14 protein-coding genes and 1 other RNA gene are annotated in these 20,083 nt (G+C 71.4%); 3 read left to right on the top strand and 12 right to left on the bottom strand.

All coding sequences use genetic code 11. The features are described 5' to 3' along the window. Positions 1–209: 209 nt before the first annotated feature. Positions 210–581, bottom strand: a transfer-messenger RNA (tmRNA) gene (gene ssrA / locus ACFOVU_RS03425). Positions 582–773: 192 nt separating this feature from the next. Between ssrA and ACFOVU_RS03420 the strand changes: the two genes are divergently transcribed. Continuing rightward, the gene (locus ACFOVU_RS03420) at positions 774–1,229 is read left to right on the top strand and encodes a nuclear transport factor 2 family protein (RefSeq protein WP_378529789.1); all 456 of its coding nucleotides are present in this window, start codon (positions 774–776) and stop codon (positions 1,227–1,229) included. Between the two features lie 264 nt (positions 1,230–1,493). Here ACFOVU_RS03420 and ACFOVU_RS03415 read toward each other — a convergent pair whose 3' ends face one another. The 10 genes from ACFOVU_RS03415 to ACFOVU_RS03370 form a co-directional block, all read right to left on the bottom strand. Beyond that, positions 1,494–3,482: a penicillin-binding transpeptidase domain-containing protein gene (locus tag ACFOVU_RS03415; RefSeq protein WP_378529788.1), complete on the bottom strand. Its 1,989-nt coding sequence runs from the start codon at positions 3,480–3,482 to the stop codon at positions 1,494–1,496. A 42-nt stretch (positions 3,483–3,524) separates the two neighbouring features. Beyond that, on the bottom strand, positions 3,525–3,989 hold the full coding sequence (gene smpB / locus ACFOVU_RS03410; protein WP_378529787.1) for an SsrA-binding protein SmpB: 465 nt from the start codon (positions 3,987–3,989) through the stop codon (positions 3,525–3,527). A gap of 49 nt (positions 3,990–4,038) precedes the next feature. After that, positions 4,039–4,947: a permease-like cell division protein FtsX gene (gene ftsX / locus ACFOVU_RS03405; protein ID WP_378529786.1), complete on the bottom strand. Its 909-nt coding sequence runs from the start codon at positions 4,945–4,947 to the stop codon at positions 4,039–4,041. A gap of 75 nt (positions 4,948–5,022) precedes the next feature. Next, complete coding sequence (ftsE, locus tag ACFOVU_RS03400; RefSeq protein ID WP_378529785.1) at positions 5,023–5,712, bottom strand: cell division ATP-binding protein FtsE; 690 nt, start codon at positions 5,710–5,712, stop codon at positions 5,023–5,025. Between the two features lie 295 nt (positions 5,713–6,007). After that, positions 6,008–7,123, bottom strand: a complete 1,116-nt coding sequence (gene prfB / locus ACFOVU_RS03395; RefSeq protein WP_378529784.1) for a peptide chain release factor 2 — start codon at positions 7,121–7,123, stop codon at positions 6,008–6,010. A gap of 130 nt (positions 7,124–7,253) precedes the next feature. Beyond that, positions 7,254–12,167 (bottom strand): NAD-glutamate dehydrogenase, encoded by a 4,914-nt coding sequence (locus tag ACFOVU_RS03390; RefSeq protein ID WP_378529783.1) that lies wholly within the window; start codon positions 12,165–12,167, stop codon positions 7,254–7,256. A 423-nt stretch (positions 12,168–12,590) separates the two neighbouring features. Next, complete coding sequence (locus tag ACFOVU_RS03385; RefSeq protein ID WP_378529965.1) at positions 12,591–13,295, bottom strand: HAD family hydrolase; 705 nt, start codon at positions 13,293–13,295, stop codon at positions 12,591–12,593. Positions 13,296–13,380: 85 nt separating this feature from the next. After that, a complete protein-coding gene (gene pruA, locus ACFOVU_RS03380; RefSeq protein ID WP_378529782.1) occupies positions 13,381–15,009 on the bottom strand; it encodes an L-glutamate gamma-semialdehyde dehydrogenase in 1,629 nt (542 codons plus the stop codon). A 244-nt stretch (positions 15,010–15,253) separates the two neighbouring features. Next, positions 15,254–15,721: a DUF6912 family protein gene (locus tag ACFOVU_RS03375; RefSeq protein ID WP_378529781.1), complete on the bottom strand. Its 468-nt coding sequence runs from the start codon at positions 15,719–15,721 to the stop codon at positions 15,254–15,256. A gap of 83 nt (positions 15,722–15,804) precedes the next feature. Next, positions 15,805–16,473, bottom strand: a complete 669-nt coding sequence (locus ACFOVU_RS03370) for an HAD family hydrolase (RefSeq protein WP_378529780.1) — start codon at positions 16,471–16,473, stop codon at positions 15,805–15,807. Between the two features lie 186 nt (positions 16,474–16,659). Between ACFOVU_RS03370 and ACFOVU_RS03365 the strand changes: the two genes are divergently transcribed. Together ACFOVU_RS03365 and ACFOVU_RS03360 are read left to right on the top strand one after the other, a co-directional pair. Beyond that, positions 16,660–17,859, top strand: coding sequence for an acyl-CoA dehydrogenase family protein (locus ACFOVU_RS03365; protein ID WP_378529779.1), 1,200 nt, complete (start codon positions 16,660–16,662; stop codon positions 17,857–17,859). Between the two features lie 34 nt (positions 17,860–17,893). After that, the gene (locus tag ACFOVU_RS03360) at positions 17,894–18,286 is read left to right on the top strand and encodes an NUDIX hydrolase (protein ID WP_378529778.1); all 393 of its coding nucleotides are present in this window, start codon (positions 17,894–17,896) and stop codon (positions 18,284–18,286) included. A gap of 18 nt (positions 18,287–18,304) precedes the next feature. On the opposite strand, the gene ACFOVU_RS03355 is transcribed toward ACFOVU_RS03360, so the two are convergent. Then, positions 18,305–19,963, bottom strand: coding sequence for a glycoside hydrolase family 3 protein (locus tag ACFOVU_RS03355; protein ID WP_378529777.1), 1,659 nt, complete (start codon positions 19,961–19,963; stop codon positions 18,305–18,307). Positions 19,964–20,083: the final 120 nt, after the last annotated feature.

The following is a 20,083-nucleotide window of genomic DNA, read 5'->3' as shown; positions in this document are numbered from 1 at the left end:
CCGTCATTTTCGCGACGCCCCCCGCTCCTCGGGGGGCTCTGGGGGACGTCCCCCGGAAAACAACGAGGCGACCCGGCGAGCAAGCGTAGCTTGCGAGCAGGGTCGCCCGGGCGGCCTCTATCGGGGGTCTGGGGGTTGTCCCCCAGATGAAACGACGAAACGACCCGGCGAGGTGGTCGAAGGCCACCGAGCAGGGTCGTTTCGGAGTGGAGTGGAGGTGGCGGGAATCGAACCCGCGTCCTTCGGTGCAGCAACAGGGCTTCTCCGGGTGCAGTACGTGCTGCCGTTCTACTCGGCTCCAGCGCTCCCACGAACAGGTCGCTGACAAGCCCAGCCACGTAAATGTCCCGCCAGGCCCCGTGGCCTGATCCTGGCGGTGAGCCTTTTGAACGATGCCGGACACCGGGTCAAAGGCGAACCCGGGCCGACAGAGTTGCTATCGCTTAGGCAGCGAGAGCGAACTCAGTGCGCTTAGAATTGGCACTTGAATTTAGCGCGAATGCAGGATTAACGAGGTCACATACGCAACCCTCGACCCGCTTCCCCTGAAACAACGACCGAAGTCGAAACCGATCACCCCCTGTGGAATTTTCAACGGGCAGGGCCCGCAAGCCGGACCACCGCGGTGTTCCGGTGATCCAACGCTACCTGTAGAACACCCCGGGAGCCAAGCTGATTCCCGGCCTGGGCACGCCGTTACCCATCCGGTACGCGGCCCGGATCCCCGCCTGGGTCCCTGGTTCCCCTTCCCGGCCGCTGGCACACTGGGCCACATGGCCAACGAACCCCCCACTTCCGCCCATACCACCCCCCTCGCGACCGTCCTGGCCTGGCATGACGCCGCCAACCGCAAAGACTGCCCCGGCGCCGCAGAGCTGTGCGCCACCGACATCCTGATGAACGGCCCCCAAGGCGAGCTCCGCGGGCTTCACGTCATGCGCGACTGGGTCTGCCGCTCCGGAAAATGGCTGGTTCCCGCGCGCACTTGGACCTCCGGCTCCCGCGTGGCCGTGGAGCAGGAGATCGCACGGCCGGACACCCCTGATACCGACCCCGGTCCCCACGGCCCCCACCGGGCGGGCGCGGTCTTCGAGGTCATCGGCGGCCGCATCACGGCCTGTGCCAGGTACTCCGATGTCTCCGAAGCGCTGGCCGCAGCGGGGATCGCCGACGGCACCCCGCCCGACGCCACAGAGGCGCGGAGCACCCCCCGGCCCGCCCGGCCCTGACCGGACGGCCTCCGGCTCCGTGCACGGGCCGAGGCGAGAAGCGAGAACCCCTCGCGGGCCGCGGACGAAAAGCCATCGACGCCGCCCGCGAGGGCGGCCGGCGGGGTCGGGCCGGCCTCTCACCGGCAGGGCCTCCCCCGAGAAGAGGCCCTGCCCGATGGACCGGGACGGTGCGGCACCGCCGCGGACCCGGTCACCCCTGAAGACGCAGGACGGGGCCGGGAGGGTTGCTCCCTCCCGGCCCCGTGGCCGGTCATCGACGGGTCAGCGCGGCGTGGTCTCGGCGTCGGGCTCGACGGCGGAGGCGTCCTGCCCGTCCACGGGGTCCTCCTGGCCCACCTGCCCGCTCTCGCCCATCTCATCGACGTAGGAGGGGGGCAGCGTCTGGAGGAACGACGCCATGGTGACCACGGCGTACTGGTCCCACTCCATGGCCGGGTCGACCTCGGCCACCACGGCGAAGGCCAGCGGGCCCTGGTAGCCCACGAACCACTGGACGGCGGTGTCGGCGCCGTCGATCTGCTGCTCGACGCTGGCGGCCTTGCCGTGCACCGGGACGACCCCGATGTTGGCCCCCGGCGTGCCCTCCTCGACCGAGGAGCGCATCATGGCGCGCAGCTGCTCGACGACGGCGGGGTCGAGCTCGCGCTCGGTGCCGGGCTGCTCCCCCTGCCGGTCGTCGTCGGCCGCGAGCCGCGGCGGGTGCCAGGAGCCGTCGGCGACCCCGCCCGCCACCAGCGCCATGGACAGCGGGCTGACGGTCACGCCGTCCCGGCCGACCATCGCCGCGGCCGTGTCACCCTCCGATCCCGGAGTGGTGAACTCGCCGTTGTAGGTGGGCACAGAAAGCCGCCAGTCGCCGCCGATCCCGAAGTCCGCAGCGGCGGTCTCCAGGGCGTCGGCGCCCACCTGCTCGCCCAGCCCCGCGAACGCGGTGGTGCAGGTGTGCGTGAAGTCCAGCGCGAGGTCGGGCTCCCACAGCGCGTTGTTGGTGGGGTTGGTGAACAAGCGGTCGCCGATCTCGACCTGCTGCTCGCAGGGCACGGGGGCGTCGGCGGCGGTGCCCGACTGCAATGCGGCGGCGGCCGAGACGACCATGAAGGCGTCGCCCGGCCGGTACTCGGCGGTGAACGCGCCGTCGTTGTCCGTGGCGTCGGGGGCGCTCGCGGCGGCCAGGACCTCCCCGGTGCGGGAGTCGAGGGCGACGAGGTGGCCGTTGCCCGGCAGCACCTCCAGCGACGCCTCGGCGGCCTCCTGGACGGTGGTGTCGAGCGTGGTGGTCAGCGACCCGCTCTCCACGCCGGGCCAGCTCTGGAGGACCCCCGTCTGCTCCCCCGCGGCGTCGAGGGTGACGACCTCGGTGGTGGCGGTGCCCGCCAGGCGCTGCTGGAACACGTTCTGGAGGCCGGTGAGGCCCACGGTGTCGCCGGCCTGGTAGTTCCCGGCGACCCGCGAGGAAACGTTGTGCTCGGCGGTACCGGCGACCTCGCCGACGACGCCGCGCGCGAAGGTCGGGTTGAGCTGCATGCGCAGCTCGGCGGTGTCGGCGCCGGGGATCCGCGCGGCCTGGCGCACCACGGAGGCGTCGGCGTCGCGGGTGCGCACGAGCACCAGGGGCTGGAACTCCTCGGGCGGCGCCGAGCGCACCCGGTCGATCAGCGGGTCGGGGTCCTCGTCGAGCAGTTCGGCGAGTTCGCCGACGCCCTGCTCCAGGTCCTCCAGCTGGGAGGGGATGACGCCGAACGCGGTGACCTGCGAGCTGCCCACGAGGGGGGCGGCGTTGCGGTCGTAGATCTGGCCCCGGTCGGGGACGTCGTAGCTGACGGCGAGCCGTTCGTCCTCGCCCAGCTCGGGGTGGATGACCGACGGCGCCCACCGGATCTGCCAGCCGGTGCCCCCGCGCTGGAGGGTCATGCGGCCGGTGTAGTGCCAGACGGGGTCGCCGATGCCGAGGTCGGCCTGGGCGTCGAACTCGGCCGTGGCGGTGTCGCCTTCGCGCTCAATGTGGCCGAGGGCGAACCTCAGGCCCGCGATGTCGAGCTGGCTACGGGCCTGTTCGAGCGCCGTCGCGACCTCTTCGATGTCGCCGTCGGTCTGGCGTGCGGCGCCTTCGTAGGCGCCGGCCTGCCAGTCGAGGAGGAAGGTGCGGACGGCGACTTCGGGGCTCGGCTCCGGTGCGCACCCGGCGAGGACGGCGGCGGCCGCCAGGCCGGTACCCGCGGCGAGGAATCGGCGGAGGTGACGGGGGGACACCCTGGTGATCCTTTCACAGCGCTTTTCGAGCGCCTGAGCGCCTCAGCGACGACGGCGGAGTTCGCGTTGTATGTCGCGCTGCGCGTCGCGCTCGGCGATGTCGTGGCGCTTGTCGTATTCACGCTTACCGCGCGCGAGGGCGATCTCGACCTTGGCCTTGCCCTCGCTGAAGTAGAGCGACAGCGGGACCAGGGTCCGGCCGGCCTCCTGGGTCTTGCCGATCAGCCGGGAGATCTCCTCGCGGTGCAGGAGTAGCTTACGCGGGCGCCGCGCCGCGTGGTTGGTCCACGTCCCGTGGGCGTACTCCGGGATGTGGACGTTCTCCAGCCACACTTCCCCGTTCTTCACCTGGGCGAACCCGTCGACCAGGGAGGCGCGCCCGGCACGCAGCGACTTCACCTCGGTACCGGTGAGCACGATGCCCGCCTCGTAGGTGTCGTCGATGTGGTAGTCGTGCCGGGCCCGCCTGTTCTGCGCGACGAGCTTGCGCCCCTTTTCCCGTGGCACAGGTCTTCCTTTCTCAGCCGCCGCGGCCCCCGCCCGGCAGCGCGCTTCGTCACACCCGCAGGTATCGGCGCAGCGTGAGGAACGACGTGATGGTGCACAGCAGCACGCCGAGGATCAGCGAGACACCGATCACGGACGCGACCGCCCCCGTGGTCAGGGTGACGTCGAACTGGAACCAGGATTGGATCCGGTCGAGCAGGAACACCCGCGCCGCGACGATGAAGCCGGAGGCGATGATGCCGCCCAAGAGGCCGGCGACCGCGCCTTCGAGCAGGAACGGCAGCTGGATGTAGAAGTTGGACGCACCGACCAGCCGCATGATGCCGGTCTCGCGGCGGCGGCTGTAGGCCGACAGCCGGATGGTGTTGCCGATCAGCAGCGCTGCGGCGGCCAGCTGCACGAACGACACCACGAGCGCGGCCCACTTCAGGCCGTCGAGCAGGCCGAAGAACTGCTCCAGCACCGCCTGGGTGTTGGACACGCTGTCGACGCCCGGACGGCCCTCGACGGCGTCGGTCACGGCCGCGTGCTGGGAGGGGTCGACGAGCTGCACCCGGAAGTTGTCCGGGATGTCACCCTCCTGGGTGGCCTCGACCAGGGCCTGGTTGTTGGAGAAGCGCTCCTGGAAGTCGGCCCACGCCTCAGCGGCGCTGACGTACTCGACGCCCTGCACCTCGCTCAGTGATTCGAGGTCCGCCTGGATCTGGGCCCGCTCCTCCTCGGTGGCCGCGCCGTTCTCCTGGCAGGCGGCGGACGGGGAGGTCTCGGTGCACATGTAGACGGTCAGCGAGATACGACTGTCCCAGAACTGGCGCATCGTCGAGACCTGCTGGTTGATGAGCAGCCCGCCACCGAACAGCGCGAGCGAGATCGCGACTGTGGTGATCACCGCGATCGTCATCGTCAGGTTGCGGCGCAGGCCGATCCAGGTCTCGGAAAGTACGAATTGTGCTCGCATGATGTGTTAAGGGTCCATCCTTTGGGGCTGGCCGCGCCGCACGGAACGCGCAGTCGCAATGGGCAGGCCCGTGCGTCAGTAGGCCTGTCCGTAGACGCCACGTGTCTGGTCGCGCACGACCTCGCCCTGTTCGAGCTCGACGACGCGCTTGCGCATCGAGTCGACGATCGCGGCATCGTGGGTCGCCATGACCACGGTCGTTCCGGTCCGGTTGATTCGGTCGAGCACCTTCATGATGCCGATCGAGGTGGCGGGGTCGATGTTGCCGGTGGGCTCGTCGGCCAGCAGGATCTGCGGCCGGTTCACGAACGCCCGTGCGATCGCCACGCGCTGCTGCTCGCCGCCCGAGAGTTCGTCGGGCATGCGCTCGGCCTTGCCTTCGAGGCCGACGAGCTCGACGACCTCGGGGACGACCTTGCGGATGAAGCGGCGGGGCTTGCCGATGACCTCCAGCGCGAACGCGACGTTCTCGAAGACGTTCTTGTTCGGCAGCAGGCGGAAGTCCTGGAAGACGCAGCCGATGCGGCGCCGCAGGTGCGGCACCTTCCAGTTGGAGAGGCGCGCGAGGTCCTTGCCGGCGACGTGCACCCGGCCGCGCGTGGGCTTCTCCTCCTTCAGGACGAGCCTGAGGAATGTCGATTTACCCGAGCCGGACGGGCCGACGAGGAAGACGAACTCCCCCTTGTCGACATCGATGGAGACGTCCGCCAATGCCGGGCGCTTCTGGGTCGGGTAGACCTTGGTGACGTTATCGAGGTGGATCACAAGTACACCACAAGGCTCTCGAAGTTGGGGCGCCCGAACGGATGTCCGCATCCGCACAGGGCAGTACCGGCCACGGGGCCACACGACAGTGTAGAGGGGATCGCAACCCGGAATGTCCAGATCTCGCCGCATCGCTTGGAGCGGCGGCGAGAGAACCGGCGGTGCCTGGGTGTTCTCCGACCCCACATGGCGCATCGGCCTCGGTCGTCCACAGGACAACAGAACCGAGCATATCGGAACTGTCAATCGAAGGTAACGGTACCGTATACCCGGCCGTGCCGGGTTTCGCCGCGCTTTACTCCGGACCCTGTTCCTGGCCGCGCATCCAGCGGATCTCGGCGTCGATGAAATCGTCGATGTCGCCGTCGAGCACCCCGGTGGGGTTGCCGCTCTCCTCGCCGGTGCGCACGTCCTTGACGCTCTGGTAGGGCTGGAGCACGTAGTTGCGCATCTGGGTGCCCCAGCTGCTCACGCTGTCGCCCCGCAGCTCGTCGAGCTCGGCCTTCTCCTCGCGGCGCTTGCGCTCCAGCAGCTTGGCCTGGAGCATCGACATGGCGGTGGCGCGGTTCTGCAACTGCGACCGCTCGTTCTGGCACGAGGTGACGATCCCGGTGGGCAGGTGGGTGATCCGCACCGCGGAGTCGGTGGTGTTGACCCCCTGGCCGCCCGGCCCGCTGGACCGGTAGACGTCGATGCGGAGCTCGGTGTCGTCGATCTCGATGTGGTCGCTCTTCTCGACCACGGGCACGACGTCGACCCCCGCGAAGGAGGTCTGGCGGCGGTTCTGGTTGTCGAACGGCGAGATCCGCACCAGCCGGTGGGTGCCGTGCTCGCCGCGCAGCGTGCCGTAGGCGAACGGCGCCTTCACCGCGAAGCTGGTGGACTTGATGCCGGCCTCTTCGGCGTAGGAGGTCTCGTAGATCTCCGTGGGGTAGCCGTGGCGCTCGGCCCACCGCAGGTACATGCGCTGGAGCATCTGCGCCCAGTCGGCGGCGTCGACCCCGCCGGCCTGGGAGTTGATGCTCACCAGCGCCTCGCGCTCGTCGTAGGGGCCGTTGAGCAGCGTGCGGACCTCGAGGTCGCCGACCTCCTTGCGCAGCGCCGCGAGCTCGCGGTCGGCCTCGGCGCGGGTGTCGGCGTCGTCCTCGGCCTCGGCCAGCTCGTAGAGGACGCCGAGGTCGTCGAGCCGCTGGCGGATGCCGTTGACCTTGGTGACCGTCGACTCCAGGTAGGAGAGCCGGCGGGTGACCTTCTGCGCGTTGTCAGGGTCCTCCCACAGCTCAGGGTCGGCAGACTGCTCGCGCAGCTGCTCGATCTCGGTGCGCTTGGCGTCGAGGTCCAGAACGGACTCCACGCTCGCCAGCGTCGACGAGAGTTCCTTGATGTTCTCTGCGGGGTCTAGGTCTGCCACACCACAAGTCTATGGCGTGGCGGCGAGCCCGCTCACACCCCCGCCGCACCCGTCCCGCCCGCGGGTGCGGCATGCGCGCGGGGCGGCGCCCGTTCCGGACACCGCCCCGAGGTTGAAAGCACGGCGCGGGTCAGCCCCCGGAGGCCACCAGGGAGCGGATCGAGCGCAGCGCCACCGAGAGGGTGGCGAGGTCGAACCGCTCGGTCTCCCAGATCTCCGACATCGTCTGGCCCGAGCGGTCCACGGCGACCTTGTTCTGCTCCACCCAGTGGCTTCGCAGGTCGTCGGGGGACTCGCCGGGGTCGCCCGACTCCAGGACGTTGGCCGTGAGGTCGGCGTGGGCCTCGTAGAGGTCGTCGCGCACCGCCGAGCGCGCCATGGTCTCCCAGCGGTCGGCGCGCGGCAGCGCGATGATGCGCTCCCGCAGCCGGGTGATCTGCAACTGGTCGGCGAGGTCGAAGTAGACCTCGGCGACCTCGCGCAGCGGGCGGTCGGTGCGGTGCGCCACCTCGACCAGGTCGAACGTGGAGTAGGCGGGCACCATCCCGGCCACCCGCTCGGCCAGCTCGTCGGGGACCCCGCCGCTGGCGAACCGGTGGCGCCGGTCGCCGAAGGCCGACAGGTCGCGCCCCTGGAGCAGGTCGGGCAGCTGCGGCACGATCCCGGCGACACCGTCGGCGAAGAACGCGATCTCGTCGCTCAGCGAGAACGGCGACTTGCGGCTGCGCAGCAGCCAGCGCGCGCCCCGCTCGGTGAGCTTGCGGGCCTCCAGCAGCATCGACAGCTGGGTGTCGACCTCGATCCGGTGGTCGAGGGCCTCGACCGCGTTCCAGAACTCGCGCAGGCCGAAGACCTCCTGCACCACCAGGTAGGCACGGGCGATGTCGGCGGAGGTCGCGCCCAGCTCCTCGTTCATGCGGAACACGAAGGTCGAGCCCGACCGGTTCACCATGTCGTTCACCACCTGGTTGGTGATGATCTCGCGGGCCAGCGGGTGCGAGGGCATGACGTCGGCGAACCGCTCGCGCAGCGCCGTGGGGAAGTACTCGGTCAGCGTGTCGCGCAGGTAGGGGTCGGACGGCAGGTCGGACTCGGCGATCGCGTCCTTGAGGCTGATCTTGGTGTAGGCGATCAGGGTGCCGAACTCCGGGCCGGTGAGCCCCTGGCCGGCCGCGCGCCGCGTGGCGATGGCCTTGTCGTCGGGCAGGAACTCCAGCTTGCGCTTGATCCGGCCCGTGCGCTCCAGGCGCCGCAGGTAGCGGGCGTGGACGTGCAGCATGGACTCGGCCTGCTTGCGCGCCGCCGCCAGCACGACGTTCTGCGCGTAGTTGTCGTCGAGCACGAGCTCGCCGACCTCGTCGGTCATGCCCATGAACAGCTCGTCGCGCTCGGCCTTGCTGAGCTTGCCCTCGCGGACCTCGCGGTCGAGCATGATCTTGATGTTGACCTCGTGGTCGGAGGTGTCGACGCCGGCGGAGTTGTCGATGAAGTCGGAGTTGACCCGCCCCCCATTGAGCGAGAACTCGATGCGCGCCGCCTGGGTCAGCCCGAGGTTGCCGCCCTCGCCGACCACCTTGCACCGCAGCTCGGTGGCGTCGACGCGGACCGGGTCGTTGGCCTTGTCGCCGGCGTCGGAGTGGGTCTCGGTCGAGGCCTTGACGTAGGTGCCGATGCCGCCGTTCCACAGCAGGTCCACGGGTGCCTTGAGGATGCACTGGATCAGCTCGAACGGGGTCAGCGCCGGGATGCCCTCGGCGATGCCCAGCGCGGCGCGGACCTGCGGGGTGATGGGGATGGACTTCGCGGTGCGCGGGTGCACCCCGCCGCCGGCGGACAGCAGCGAGGTGTCGTAGTCGGCCCAGGAGCTGCGGGGCAGCGCGAACATCCGCTCGCGCTCGGCGAAGGTCCGCTCGGGGTCGGGGTCGGGGTCGAGGAAGACGTGGCGGTGGTCGAACGCGGCCACGAGCCGGATGTGGCGGGACAGCAGCATGCCGTTGCCGAACACGTCGCCCGACATGTCGCCGACGCCGACGACCGTGAAGTCGTCGTTCTGCACGTCCACGCCCATCTCGCGGAAGTGGTAGCGCACGGACTCCCAGGCGCCGCGGGCCGTGATGCCCATGGCCTTGTGGTCGTAGCCCACCGAGCCGCCGGAGGCGAAGGCGTCGCCCAGCCAGAACCCGCGCTCCAGGGAGATGTCGTTGGCGATGTCGGAGAAGGTGGCGGTGCCCTTGTCGGCGGCGACGACCAGGTAGGAGTCGTCGGCGTCGTAGCGCACGACGTCGTCGGGGTGCTGGACCTCGCCGCCGACGAGGTTGTCGGTGACGTCGAGCAGGCCGCTGACGAAGTGCTTGTAGCAGGCCACGACCTCGGCCATGACGGCGTCGCGGTCGCCGCCGGCGGGCAGCCGCTTGCAGACGAACCCGCCCTTGGCGCCACTGGGGACGATGACGGAGTTCTTCACCATCTGCGCCTTGACCAGGCCCAGGATCTCGGTGCGGAAGTCCTCGAAGCGGTCGGACCAGCGCAGGCCGCCGCGCGCCACCGAGCCGAAGCGCAGGTGCACGCCCTCGAGGCGCGGGGAGTACACGAAGATCTCGAACCGGGGCCGCGGCGCGGGCAGGTCGGGGATGCTCTGCGGGTCGAGCTTGTAGACCAGGTAGGGCTTCTGGTCGCCGTCGGGACCGGTCTGGAAGTGGTTGGTGCGCAGCGTGGCCTCGATCATCGCGAGGAACGCGCGCAGGATGCGGTCGTGGTCGAGGCTGGCCACGGAGTCGAGTTCGCCGCGGACCTCCTCGGCGATGGCCTCGGTGCGCTCTTCGCGCCCGGCGCCGTGGCGGGGGTCGAGCCGCGACTCGAACAGCCGCACCAGCAGGTTGGCGATGTGCACGTTGGCGACCAGCACATCGGCGATGTAGGCGGGGCTGAAGGTGCTGCCGGTCTGGCGCAGGTACTTGGCGTAGGCGCGCAGGATGGTGAGCTGGCGCCAGTCCAGCCCGGCGCGCACGACCAGCGCGTTGAAGTCGTCGGACTCCCCCCGGCCCTGCCACAGGGCGGTGAAGGTGTCCTCGAACAGGTACTTGAGCCGGTTGGGCGCCAGCTCCACGCCGCCCTGGACGGGCGCCAGGCCGAAGTCGTAGATCCAGGCGCGGTCGGTGGTGGTGCGCTTGCCGGTGCCGGGCGCGGTGATGCCGTAGGGGCGCTCGTCGACGACCTCGACGCCCATGTGCTCCAGCAGCGGCAGCACGCGCGACAGCGAGACGGGGTCGCCGGAGCGGTAGACCTTGAAGCGCCACAGCGAGGGGTCGTCGGTGTCGGGGCGGTAGAGGTTGACGGTGAGCTCGTCGTCGCCGAGCGCGTCGAGCCGGGAGATGTCGTCGACCGCGGTGGCGGCGTCGGTGTCGACCTTGTAGCCCTCGGGGAGGGCGGCGCCGTAGGAGTTGAGCAGCTCGGTGGCGCGGTCGGCGCCGAAGCGGCGGGACAGCTCGGCGCTGAGGTCGTCGTCCCAGGAGCGGGTGGCCTCGACGACCTTGGCCTCGAGGTCGGCGTGGTCGAACTCGGCCAGCGCACGGCCGCGCCCGGCGCGCACGACCAGGTACAGGCGGGCGAACGGGGCGGAGCCGATCATGACGCTGTGGTCCATGGTCGCGCCGTGGAACGCCTCGGCCAGCACCTGCTGGATGTCCAGGCGGACCTGCGTGGTGTAGCGGTCGCGCGGCATGTAGACCAGGCAGGACATGTAGCGGCCGTAGGGGTCGCGGCGCACGAACAGCTTCGTGCCGCGGCGCTCGCGCAGCCGCAGCACGCCCAGGACGATGTCGTAGAGCTCGTCCACGGGGGTCTGGAGCAGCTCCTCGCGCGGGAAGCCCTCGAGGATCTCGACGAGGTCGCGGCCGTCGTAGCTGTCGGCGTCGAACCCGGCCAGCCGCAGGACCTCGGCCTCCTTGCGCGCAAGGATCGGGATCTGGGCGATGCTCGTGGTCACGGCCTCGTGGGTGTAGAGGCCGAGGAAGCGGTACTCGCCGACGATGGCGCCCGTTGCGGGGTCGAACTTCTTGACGCCGATGTAGTCGAGGTACCGGTCCTTGTGGACGGTGGCGCGCGAATTGGCCTTGGTGAGCACCAGGACGTGCGGTTCGCGGGCCTTCTCCCTGGCCTCGGCCGGCAGGGCGAAGCCCTCGACGGAGGAGGAGTCCAGCCGCAGCAGGCCGAGGCCGGTGCCCACCCGGGCGCTCAGCGACAGCCGCTCGGCGCCGTGCTCGTCCTCGTCGCTGACCAGGGCGTACTCGCGGAAGCCGAGGAAGGTGAAGTGGCGGTCGGCGGCCCAGCGCAGGAACTCGACGCTCTCGGCGATCTCCTGGGGGTCGACGCCGCCGGCGGCGAGGGCGTCGGCCGAGGCCGTGATGCCCTCGGCGAGCACGAGCGCCTGGTGGCGCATCTTCGCGGAGTCCTCGTCGACCGACCGGACATCGGCGAGGACCCGGTCGAGGTCCTCTTCGAGCTGCTTGAGCAGGGTGGAGTCGGTCTGCCGGTCGATCTCGATGTGCATCCACGACTCCTCCAGGGGCAGCAGGCCCTGTTCGGCGGAGTCGCCGGGGGTCTCGGGCTCGATCGCCCGCAGGCCGCCCATGAGGTCGCGGGCGACCCGGAGCTGGGGGTGGATGACGAGGTGGACGCCGATGTCGCGGCGGGCCAGCTCCATGGTGACGGAGGTGACGAGGAAGGGGGCGTCGTCGGTGACGATCTCGATGACCGAGTGCGTGGCGTCCCAGTCGGAGTCGTCCTCGGAGGGGGTGGTCGCGCGCACGCGCGCCCGGCCCTGCGGCCGGTTCAGGCCCAGCTCCAGGTGGGAGAGCGCGGGGCCGCAGATCTGGGCGGGGGTCCGCTCCTTCAGCTCCTCGGGGGCGACGTGCCGGTAGTAGAGCCGGAGGAACCTGCCGATCTCCTCGATGTCATCGCGGCCCGCGGCCTCGGGTTCGGCGGACCATTGCGCGAACGCGTCGCGCAGCAATTGATCGTGCACGGCGTCAGACTGCCCGGACATGATCGATCTCACTCCCTTGTGAGTCGCCGTGGCCGGCCGGCCCCACGGGGGAGCGCGGCCGGAGACGTCGAGTGATATGACGTGTGATCTGTGAAGTTTTGTGACGGCCTGTGGCCGGAGCCGCACGGAAAGGGCGCACGAAACCCCCTGACCGGCGGCAGGACCTGTGCGCACAGGTCATGGCTTGACCGGCCGAACGTCATTGTCCGGACCTTGCCTGTGCCAAACGTACCGTGTTTCACAGGATCCAACGCTCAGCAACACTGACCAACACCGTTAACAGTACGTTTCCACTGTTAGGAGCCCATTGCGGGCCGCGTCCATGGCACCTGAACGCTACGCCGGAGCCCCCGGCGGCTTCAATGTGCCTTACGGCATACCCCGGATGGCCATGGGCGGATGCACCGGCGACCGCGCGGAGGGTCAGCTCGCGCTGGGGGCGCCGGTGGCGTGGCGGACCGCCGACACCAGCCGCTCGGTGTCGGTGAGGTCGGTCAGGACGTACCGGGCGCCGGCGGCGCGCAGCTGGGACTCCGTGGCCGCCCCGCTCAGCAGCGCGACGGGTGTGGCGTGCCCGATGAGCGCGGCTTCGACGTCGCGGACGGAGTCGGTGATGTAGACGGTCTCGGACTCCGGGAACGCCGCCTTGTGCGCCTCGGCCGCCCGCATGCGGGTGAACTGGATCAGGCTGGCCTTGGGGTAGTGCTCGGAGCCGAACCCGCCGATGCTCAGGTCGAGGTGGGTGTCGAGGCCGAAAGCGGCCAGCTTGGCCAGGGCATTGGGCATGATCGTGCCGGTGACCACCGTCTGCACGGTGTCGTCGAGGCCCGCGACCGCGGCCACCGCCTCGAAGGCGCCGGGCATGGCCCGCCCGCGCGCCACGAGCTGGTCGCGGCGCCGCGAGAACGCCTCGCCGAGGGCCTCGATGAAGTCGGGGAGCGGCTCCTCCCCGGGCCCCAGGCGGACGTCGTTGCGCGCCAGGAACTCGAAGAAGACCTCGGAATCGGTGCGCCCACCGGTGGACGCCAGGTAGACCAGCGGCTCACCCGTGACCCGCTCGAACGCCTCGGCATAGGCCGCGCGCGTCACCTGGGCGACGTCAACGAGGGTGAGGTCGATATTCCACAACACCAGCCGGCTGATGGGAGGCTCCTTGGGGGGACGGATGCGCGGTCTTCGCCCCTATATCTTGCCCCACCCCCGGCGGGCCCGCTCACCCCATGTAGGGGTAGCGGTGGTCGGTGGGCGGGACGAAGTTCTCCTTGACGATGCGCGGGCTGGCCCAGCGCATGATGTTGAAGAGCGATCCGGCCTTGTCGTTGGTGCCGCTGGCGCGGGCGCCGCCGAACGGCTGCTGGCCCACGACCGACCCGGTGGGCTTGTCGTTGATGTAGAAGTTCCCGGCCGAGAACCGCAGGGCGGCGTCGGCCCGCTCGATCGCGCCGCGGTCGCGGGCGATCACGGCCCCGGTCAGGGCGTAGGGGGCGACGTCGGCCATCTGGGCGAGCACACGGTCGTAGTCGGCGTCGTCGTAGACGTGGACGGGCAGGATGGGGCCGAAGTACTCGGTCCGGAACACGTCGTCCTCGGGGTCGGTGCACTCCAGCACCGTGGGCCGGACGAAGTAGCCGACCTCGTCGTCGGCGGTGCCGCCCGCCAGGACCGTGATGGAGTCGGTGGCCGCGGCCCGCTCCAGGGCGGCGGTGTTCTTGGCGTAGGCCCGTTCGTCGATGAGGGCGCCCATGAACGTCGACAGGTCGCCGGTGACGTCGCCGACGGTCAGCGACCCGACCTCCGCGAGCAGGTCGTCGCGCACCGCGGACCAGGCGCTGCGCGGGATGTAGGCCCGCGACACCGCCGAGCACTTCTGGCCCTGGTACTCGAAGGCGCCCCGGATCAGGGCGGTGCGCAGCACATCGGGGTCGGCCGAGGCGTGGGCGACGATGAAGTCCTTGCCGCCGGTCTCCCCCACCACCCGCGGATAGGAGCGGTAGTCGCGGATGTTCTCGCCGATCGTCCGCCACAGGTGCTGGAAGGTGCGCACCGACCCGGTGAAGTGCAGGCCGGCCAGGTCGGGCTGGTTGAGGGCGACCTCCGACACCGCTCTGCCGTCGCCGGTGACCATGTTGATGACCCCGGGCGGCAGCCCCGCCTCCTCCAGCACGCGCATCAGGTGCCAGGCGGCGTAGGTCTGGGTGGGCGAGGGCTTCCAGACAACGACGTTGCCCATGAGCGCGGGCGCCGTCGGCAGGTTCCCGGCGATGGCCGTGAAGTTGAACGGGGTGATGGCCAGGACGAACCCTTCGAGCGGGCGCAGGTCCTGCCGGTTCCACACGCCCCGGGGCGACAGCGGCTGCTCCTCCAGCAGGCGGCGGGCGAAGGAGACGTTGAACCGCCAGAAGTCGATCAGCTCGCAGGCGGCGTCGATCTCGGCCTGGTGCACCGATTTGGACTGGCCGAGCATGGTGGCCGCGTTCACGCGGGCCCGCCAGGGGCCGGCGAGCAGGTCGGCGGCGCGCAGCAGGACCGCGGCGCGCTCGTCGAAGGGCATCGCCCGCCAGGCGGGGGCCGCGGCGCGGGCGGCGTCGATCGCGTCGTGGACGTCGCGGGAGGTGGCGTCGGCCATGTGGCCCAGCGCCCGGTGGCGGTCGTGCGGGCGCACCGCCGTGATGGGCTCGCCCACGCCCATGCGCTGCTCGCCGCCGATGGTCTGGGTGATCTCCAATTCGCGGCCGTCCTGCCGGGCGATCTCGGCCTCGATCTCCGCCCGCTCCGGGCTGCCCGGGGCGTAGGTGAGCTGCGGCTCGTTCACGGGGTGGGGCACCTGGGTCACGGCGTCCATCGCTGCGCCTCCCGGCTCGGTCATCACGGTGTCCGCGGCGCCGCCGGCCCGGCCGGAGCGCGTCCGGCGGGCCTCCCGGCCGCGGGCCACGGCACGGGGCCGGAGGCCCCGCGGCAGCGGGGGCGGCCTGTCGCCCCCTATAGGACCGGCATCCCCCGATGGCGGGGCCGGTAACCGTCCGCACCCCGTCCGACCTGCATCGTGACCGTGTGACCGCAGCCCCGGGGCCGGGAGCGGCGCGGGTTCAGCGGGCGTCCTGCGGCTCCAGCAGGTAGGGCAGCTCCTGGGTGGCGTACCACAGCAGCTCATGGTCGTCCTCGTGGCCGGCGCCGGGGTCGGCGAGGGCGGCGGCGATGTCGTCGGCCGCGTCGGGGTCGTCGACGTGGATCGAGGCCACCCGCTTGAGGGGCACGGTCCCCGTCACGGTCACCGGTCCCGGGCCCGTTGCGGCGCCGGGCGCGGTCTCGACGGCGGCCTCGGGCATCTCTGCGGCGATCACGGCGCGCCGCCGCGGCGCGCCGGGGTCGCCGGCCACCAGGCGCAGCGAGGCGTCGGCCGCGGCCCGCAGGGCCTGGTACTCCAGTTCCTCGTCGTCGGCGCCCGCGGCCGGTGCCCCGCTCACCGCGTAGGCGGTCAGCGGGGCGCCCCGGACCTCGCCGTCGGCGAGGACCGCTGCGAGGGCGGGGAAGGTGCTGGGCAGGAAGATGCGCATCGTTGACTCGTCATTCCGGGCCGGTGGTGGGATCCACGCCGAGTGTGCCCTACCGGGGCCGGTGGCCGCGCCCCGGCCCGCTGTCAGGACGGCAGCGCGTGGAGTTCGACCCCGCAGGTCTCGGCCAGGCGCTCCCGGGTCTCGCCGGGGTCGCTGTGCAGGATGCCGGTCATGCCCAGGTCCACCGCGGCCTGCACGTTGTGCTCGATGTCGTCGATGAAGACGCAATCCTCGGGGGCGAGCCCGGCGGTGTCGCAGGCGTGCCGGAAGATCGCGGGGTCGGGCTTGCGCATTCCGACCTCGCCGGAGATCACGACCGCGTCGAAGGCGGCCGTGAACAGGTCGCGGGGGTAGGAGTTGCCCCAGGAGTTGGAGAGCAGGCAGGTGCGCACCCCTTGGCCGCGGGCGCGGCGCAGCGCCTCGTACATCTCCTCGATCGGCAGGAACCCGGAGAACATGCGGTCGATCAGGCCTTCGGCGGCGACCGATCCCCCGTCGACCCGCCGCAGCAGCCCGGCCAGCATGCGCTCGAAGTCCGCGGTCTGGATCTCGCCGCGCTCCAGGGCGTGAACGGGGTTCTCCGCGGCGGCGGCCGTGCCCCCGTGCTCCGGGGCGATCCAGGCCTGCATGACCGACCGGTAGTGCTCGACGTCGATGCGTTCCACGGCCAGCCACTCGGTGATGATCCCGGGCAGCGGCGGGGTCAGGACCCCGCCCCAATCGGTGATGATGCCGCGGCACGTGCCGGCCATTCGCGATCGCCTCCAGTCGCGTCGGTACGTCTCTCCGGTCCTCCGCCGCTGGTCCAGGGGCTTTTTGGGCCGGAGATGGATACTTCCCGCCCGGGGGCGGTCCCAACCCCCGCGTGATCGTGCCGCGGTCGATTCCCCTCCCCCGCCGCCGGTACCGACCGGTCGGTCGGGTGCCATACTCGGCCCATGGACTTCGCACTCAGCCCCCTGGCACAGGGCCGCCTGGCCGAACTGCACGAGTTCATGGACGCCCACGTCTACCCCGCCGAGCCCGTCTACCAGCGGTGGCGCGCCGAGGCCGGCCACGGCAGCCACGACGTCCCGCCCGTGGTCGAGGACCTCAAGGCCGAGGCGCGCCGGCGCGGCCTGTGGAACCTGTTCCTGCCCGACGTGGGCGGCCTCAGCGTGAGCGACTACGCCCCGCTGGCCGAGCTCACCGGCCGCTCCCCGGTGCTCGCCCCGCAGGCGCTGAACTGCTCGGCGCCCGACACGGGCAACATGGAGGTGCTGCACATGTTCGGCACCCCCGAGCAGCGCAGCCGGTGGCTGGAACCGCTGCTGGACGGCCGGATCCGCTCGTCCTTCGCCATGACCGAGCCCGATGTGGCGTCGTCGGACGCCGCGAACATCGCCACCTCGATCGTCCGCGACGGCGGCGACTATGTGATCAACGGCCGCAAGTGGTGGATCAGCGGCGCCGCCGACCCCCGTTGCGCGGTCTTCATCGTCATGGGCCGGACCGATCCCGACGCGCCGCCCCACCGGCGGCAGTCGATGATCCTGGTGCCCCGCGACACCCCGGGCGTGGAGGTCGTGCGGGCGCTGCCGGTCTTCGGCTACCAGGACCAGGAGGGCCACTGCGAGGTGCGGTTCACCGACGTCCGGGTGCCGGCCGGCTCGCTCATCGCGGGTGAGGGCGACGGGTACATGATCGCGCAGGCCCGGCTGGGCCCGGGGCGGGTGCACCACTGCATGCGCGCCATCGGCATGGCCGAGCGCGCCCTGGAGCTGATGGTGCGCCGCGCCGCGGAGCGGGTGGCGTTCGGCGGCCCGCTGTCCGGCCAGGGCGTGGTGCAGCAGCAGATCGCGGAGTCGCGGCTGGCCATCGAGCAGGCCCGGCTGCTGGTGCTCAAAACAGCGTGGCTGATCGACACGCACGGCGCGAAGGCGGCGCGCACCGAGATCGCCGCCATTAAGGTCGCCGCGCCGCGCGCGGCGGTCGAGGTCATCGACCGCGCCATCCAGGTGCACGGCGGGGCCGGGGTGAGCGACGACGTCCCGCTGGCGCTGATGTACGCCCACGCCCGCGCGATGCGCATCTTCGACGGCCCCGACGAGGTCCACCTGCGCTCCCTGGCCCGCAGGGAGATCGCCCGCCACGCATGAGCCGCCACGGGACGCGTGCGCTAGGCTTCCGGCCGTGATCGACAAGGTGGCGTGGGTACGCGTGGAGAACGGCCGGATCCTCAGCACGCGGTCCCGCGGCAAGGACGTCTACTACATCCCCGGCGGCAAGCGCGAGAGCGGGGAGAGCGACGTCCAGACCCTGCTGCGCGAGGTCGAGGAGGAATTGGCCGTATCCATTCTCCCTGCGACCGTGGCCTTCCTCGGCACCTACGAGGCACAGGCCCACGGCCATCCGGACGGCGTGGTGGTGCGGATGAGCTGCTACACCGGCGACTACCGGGGCGACCTCGCAGCCGACAGCGAGATCGAGGAGGTCGTGTGGCTATCGCACGCCGACCGCGGGCGCGTCTCGCCGGTCGATCAGGTGATCTTCGACGACCTCAACGCGTCGGGGCTCCTGATGTGAGCCAGGGGTCCGGGCCGGCTAGTACCCCAGCCCGTCGCCGATGCCCAGGCCGGTGCCGGGGATGTCCACGGGCAGGCGGCCTTCGGGGGTGATCTCGCCGGCGATGGCGCGGGCCGCCGCTGTGCGGGAGACCGTCACGGCCGAGTAGGTCGCGAGGTAGCCGTCGACCTCGCCCAGCTCGGCGAGGTCGTAGGGGGCGCCCTGGCCGACGACCACGACCGGTGTGCCCGAGCCGCGGACCGCGTTCACGGCGGCGGCGCCCTGGCCGCCGCCGGTGCCGACCACGGCCAGGTCGGCGCCCTGCGCCGACCCCGCCAGGGGGTGGCCCAGCTCCTCCAGCGCCGCGCCGATCTCCTCGGCGCCCTCCCCGCTGACGTGCACCGTGGCGCCGTCCGCCAGAGGCAGCACCCCGCCCTCGTTGCGCAGCAGGGTCACCGAGGCGTCGGCCACCTGCTGGGCGGCCGCGGCGTGCTCTTCGGCGTCCACCGCGTCCTCCGCCGCCGCGGGGTCGGCGGGCTCGGCGTCGTAGAGCCCCCGCTCGACCTTGAGCGCGAGGATGCGGCGGACCGAGTCGTCCAGGCGGTCCTCGCTGATGGTGCCGTCGGCCACCGCCTCGCGCACAGCGGACACGGCGCCCGCGGCATCCGGCGGCATGAGGAGCTGGTCGGCGCCGGCCAGGACCGCCCGCACCGCCACCTCGCCGTCGCCGTGGGTCTGGCGGACGCCCTCCATGTTCAGCGCGTCGGTGGTGACCAGGCCGTCGTAGCCCAGCTCGTCGCGGAGGATGCCGTCGATCACGGTCCCGGACAGGGTGGCGGGCTCGCCGGAGTCGTCCAGCGCCGGGACGACCAGGTGCGCGGTCATGATGGCGTCGACCCCGGCCTCGACCGCTTCGCGGAAGGGCGGCAGGTCCTCCTGCTCCCACTCCTCGCGGGTCTTGTCCACGACGGGCAGGCCGGTGTGGGAGTCGGTGTCGGTGTCGCCGTGGCCGGGGAAGTGCTTGACGACCGACACCACGCCGCCTTCGGCGAACGCCGCCGCCTCGGCCACCGCCATCTCCCCGACCGGCCCGGGGTCGGAGCCGAAGGAGCGGATGCCGATCACCGGGTTGTCGGGGTCGGTGTTGACGTCGGCGACGGGCGCGTAGTCCAGGTTGATGCCGAGGGCGGTCAGGGTCGACGCGGTCGTGCCGGCCAGGGTCGCGGCCATCTCGGGGTCGCGGGTGGCGCCCACCGCCATGGCGTCGGGCAGGTGCGCGCCCACCGGCAGGCGGGCGACCATGCCCTGCTCCTGGTCGATGCCGAGGAACAGCGGGGTGCCCGCCCCTTCGGCGGCGGCCAGCTCTTGGAGTCCGTTGGACAGCTCCGCGATCTGCCCGGCGCCGGTGAGGTTCTCGGGGAAGTAGATGAGGCCGCCGGGGCGGTGCTCGGCGATGAGTTCGGCGTTCTCCTCGGGTGTGGTGCCCTGGGCGGTGAGCACGAAGAGCTGGCCGACCTTCTCCTCGACGGTCATGTCGGCCATCAGCTCGGCGGCGGCCTCCGCGGCGGCCTGCCCGGGGTCTTCCGACGGCGATGGCGAGGGGGATTCGGACCCGCCGCCCCCTCCCCCGGTGCATCCGGCGGCGCCGGCGAGGAGGATCCCCGTGCAGATCAGAGCGGTCAGGCGGCGTTGCGGCATGAGGGGGCTTCCGGGACGGGGGCGGTGGTGGACGCGGGCCGGAGCGGGCGGCACCGCGCCCACGATAGCCGCGGGCGGCCGGTGCGCGGCACGCCGGGAAGGCCCGGCGTGCCGCACAAC

The organism is Nocardiopsis sediminis, assembly GCF_042650565.1.
Taxonomy (GTDB): domain Bacteria; phylum Actinomycetota; class Actinomycetes; order Streptosporangiales; family Streptosporangiaceae; genus Nocardiopsis_B; species Nocardiopsis_B sediminis.
The sequence above is the reverse complement of the archived record's forward strand: the minus strand, read 5'-3'. Positions and strand labels throughout refer to the sequence as shown.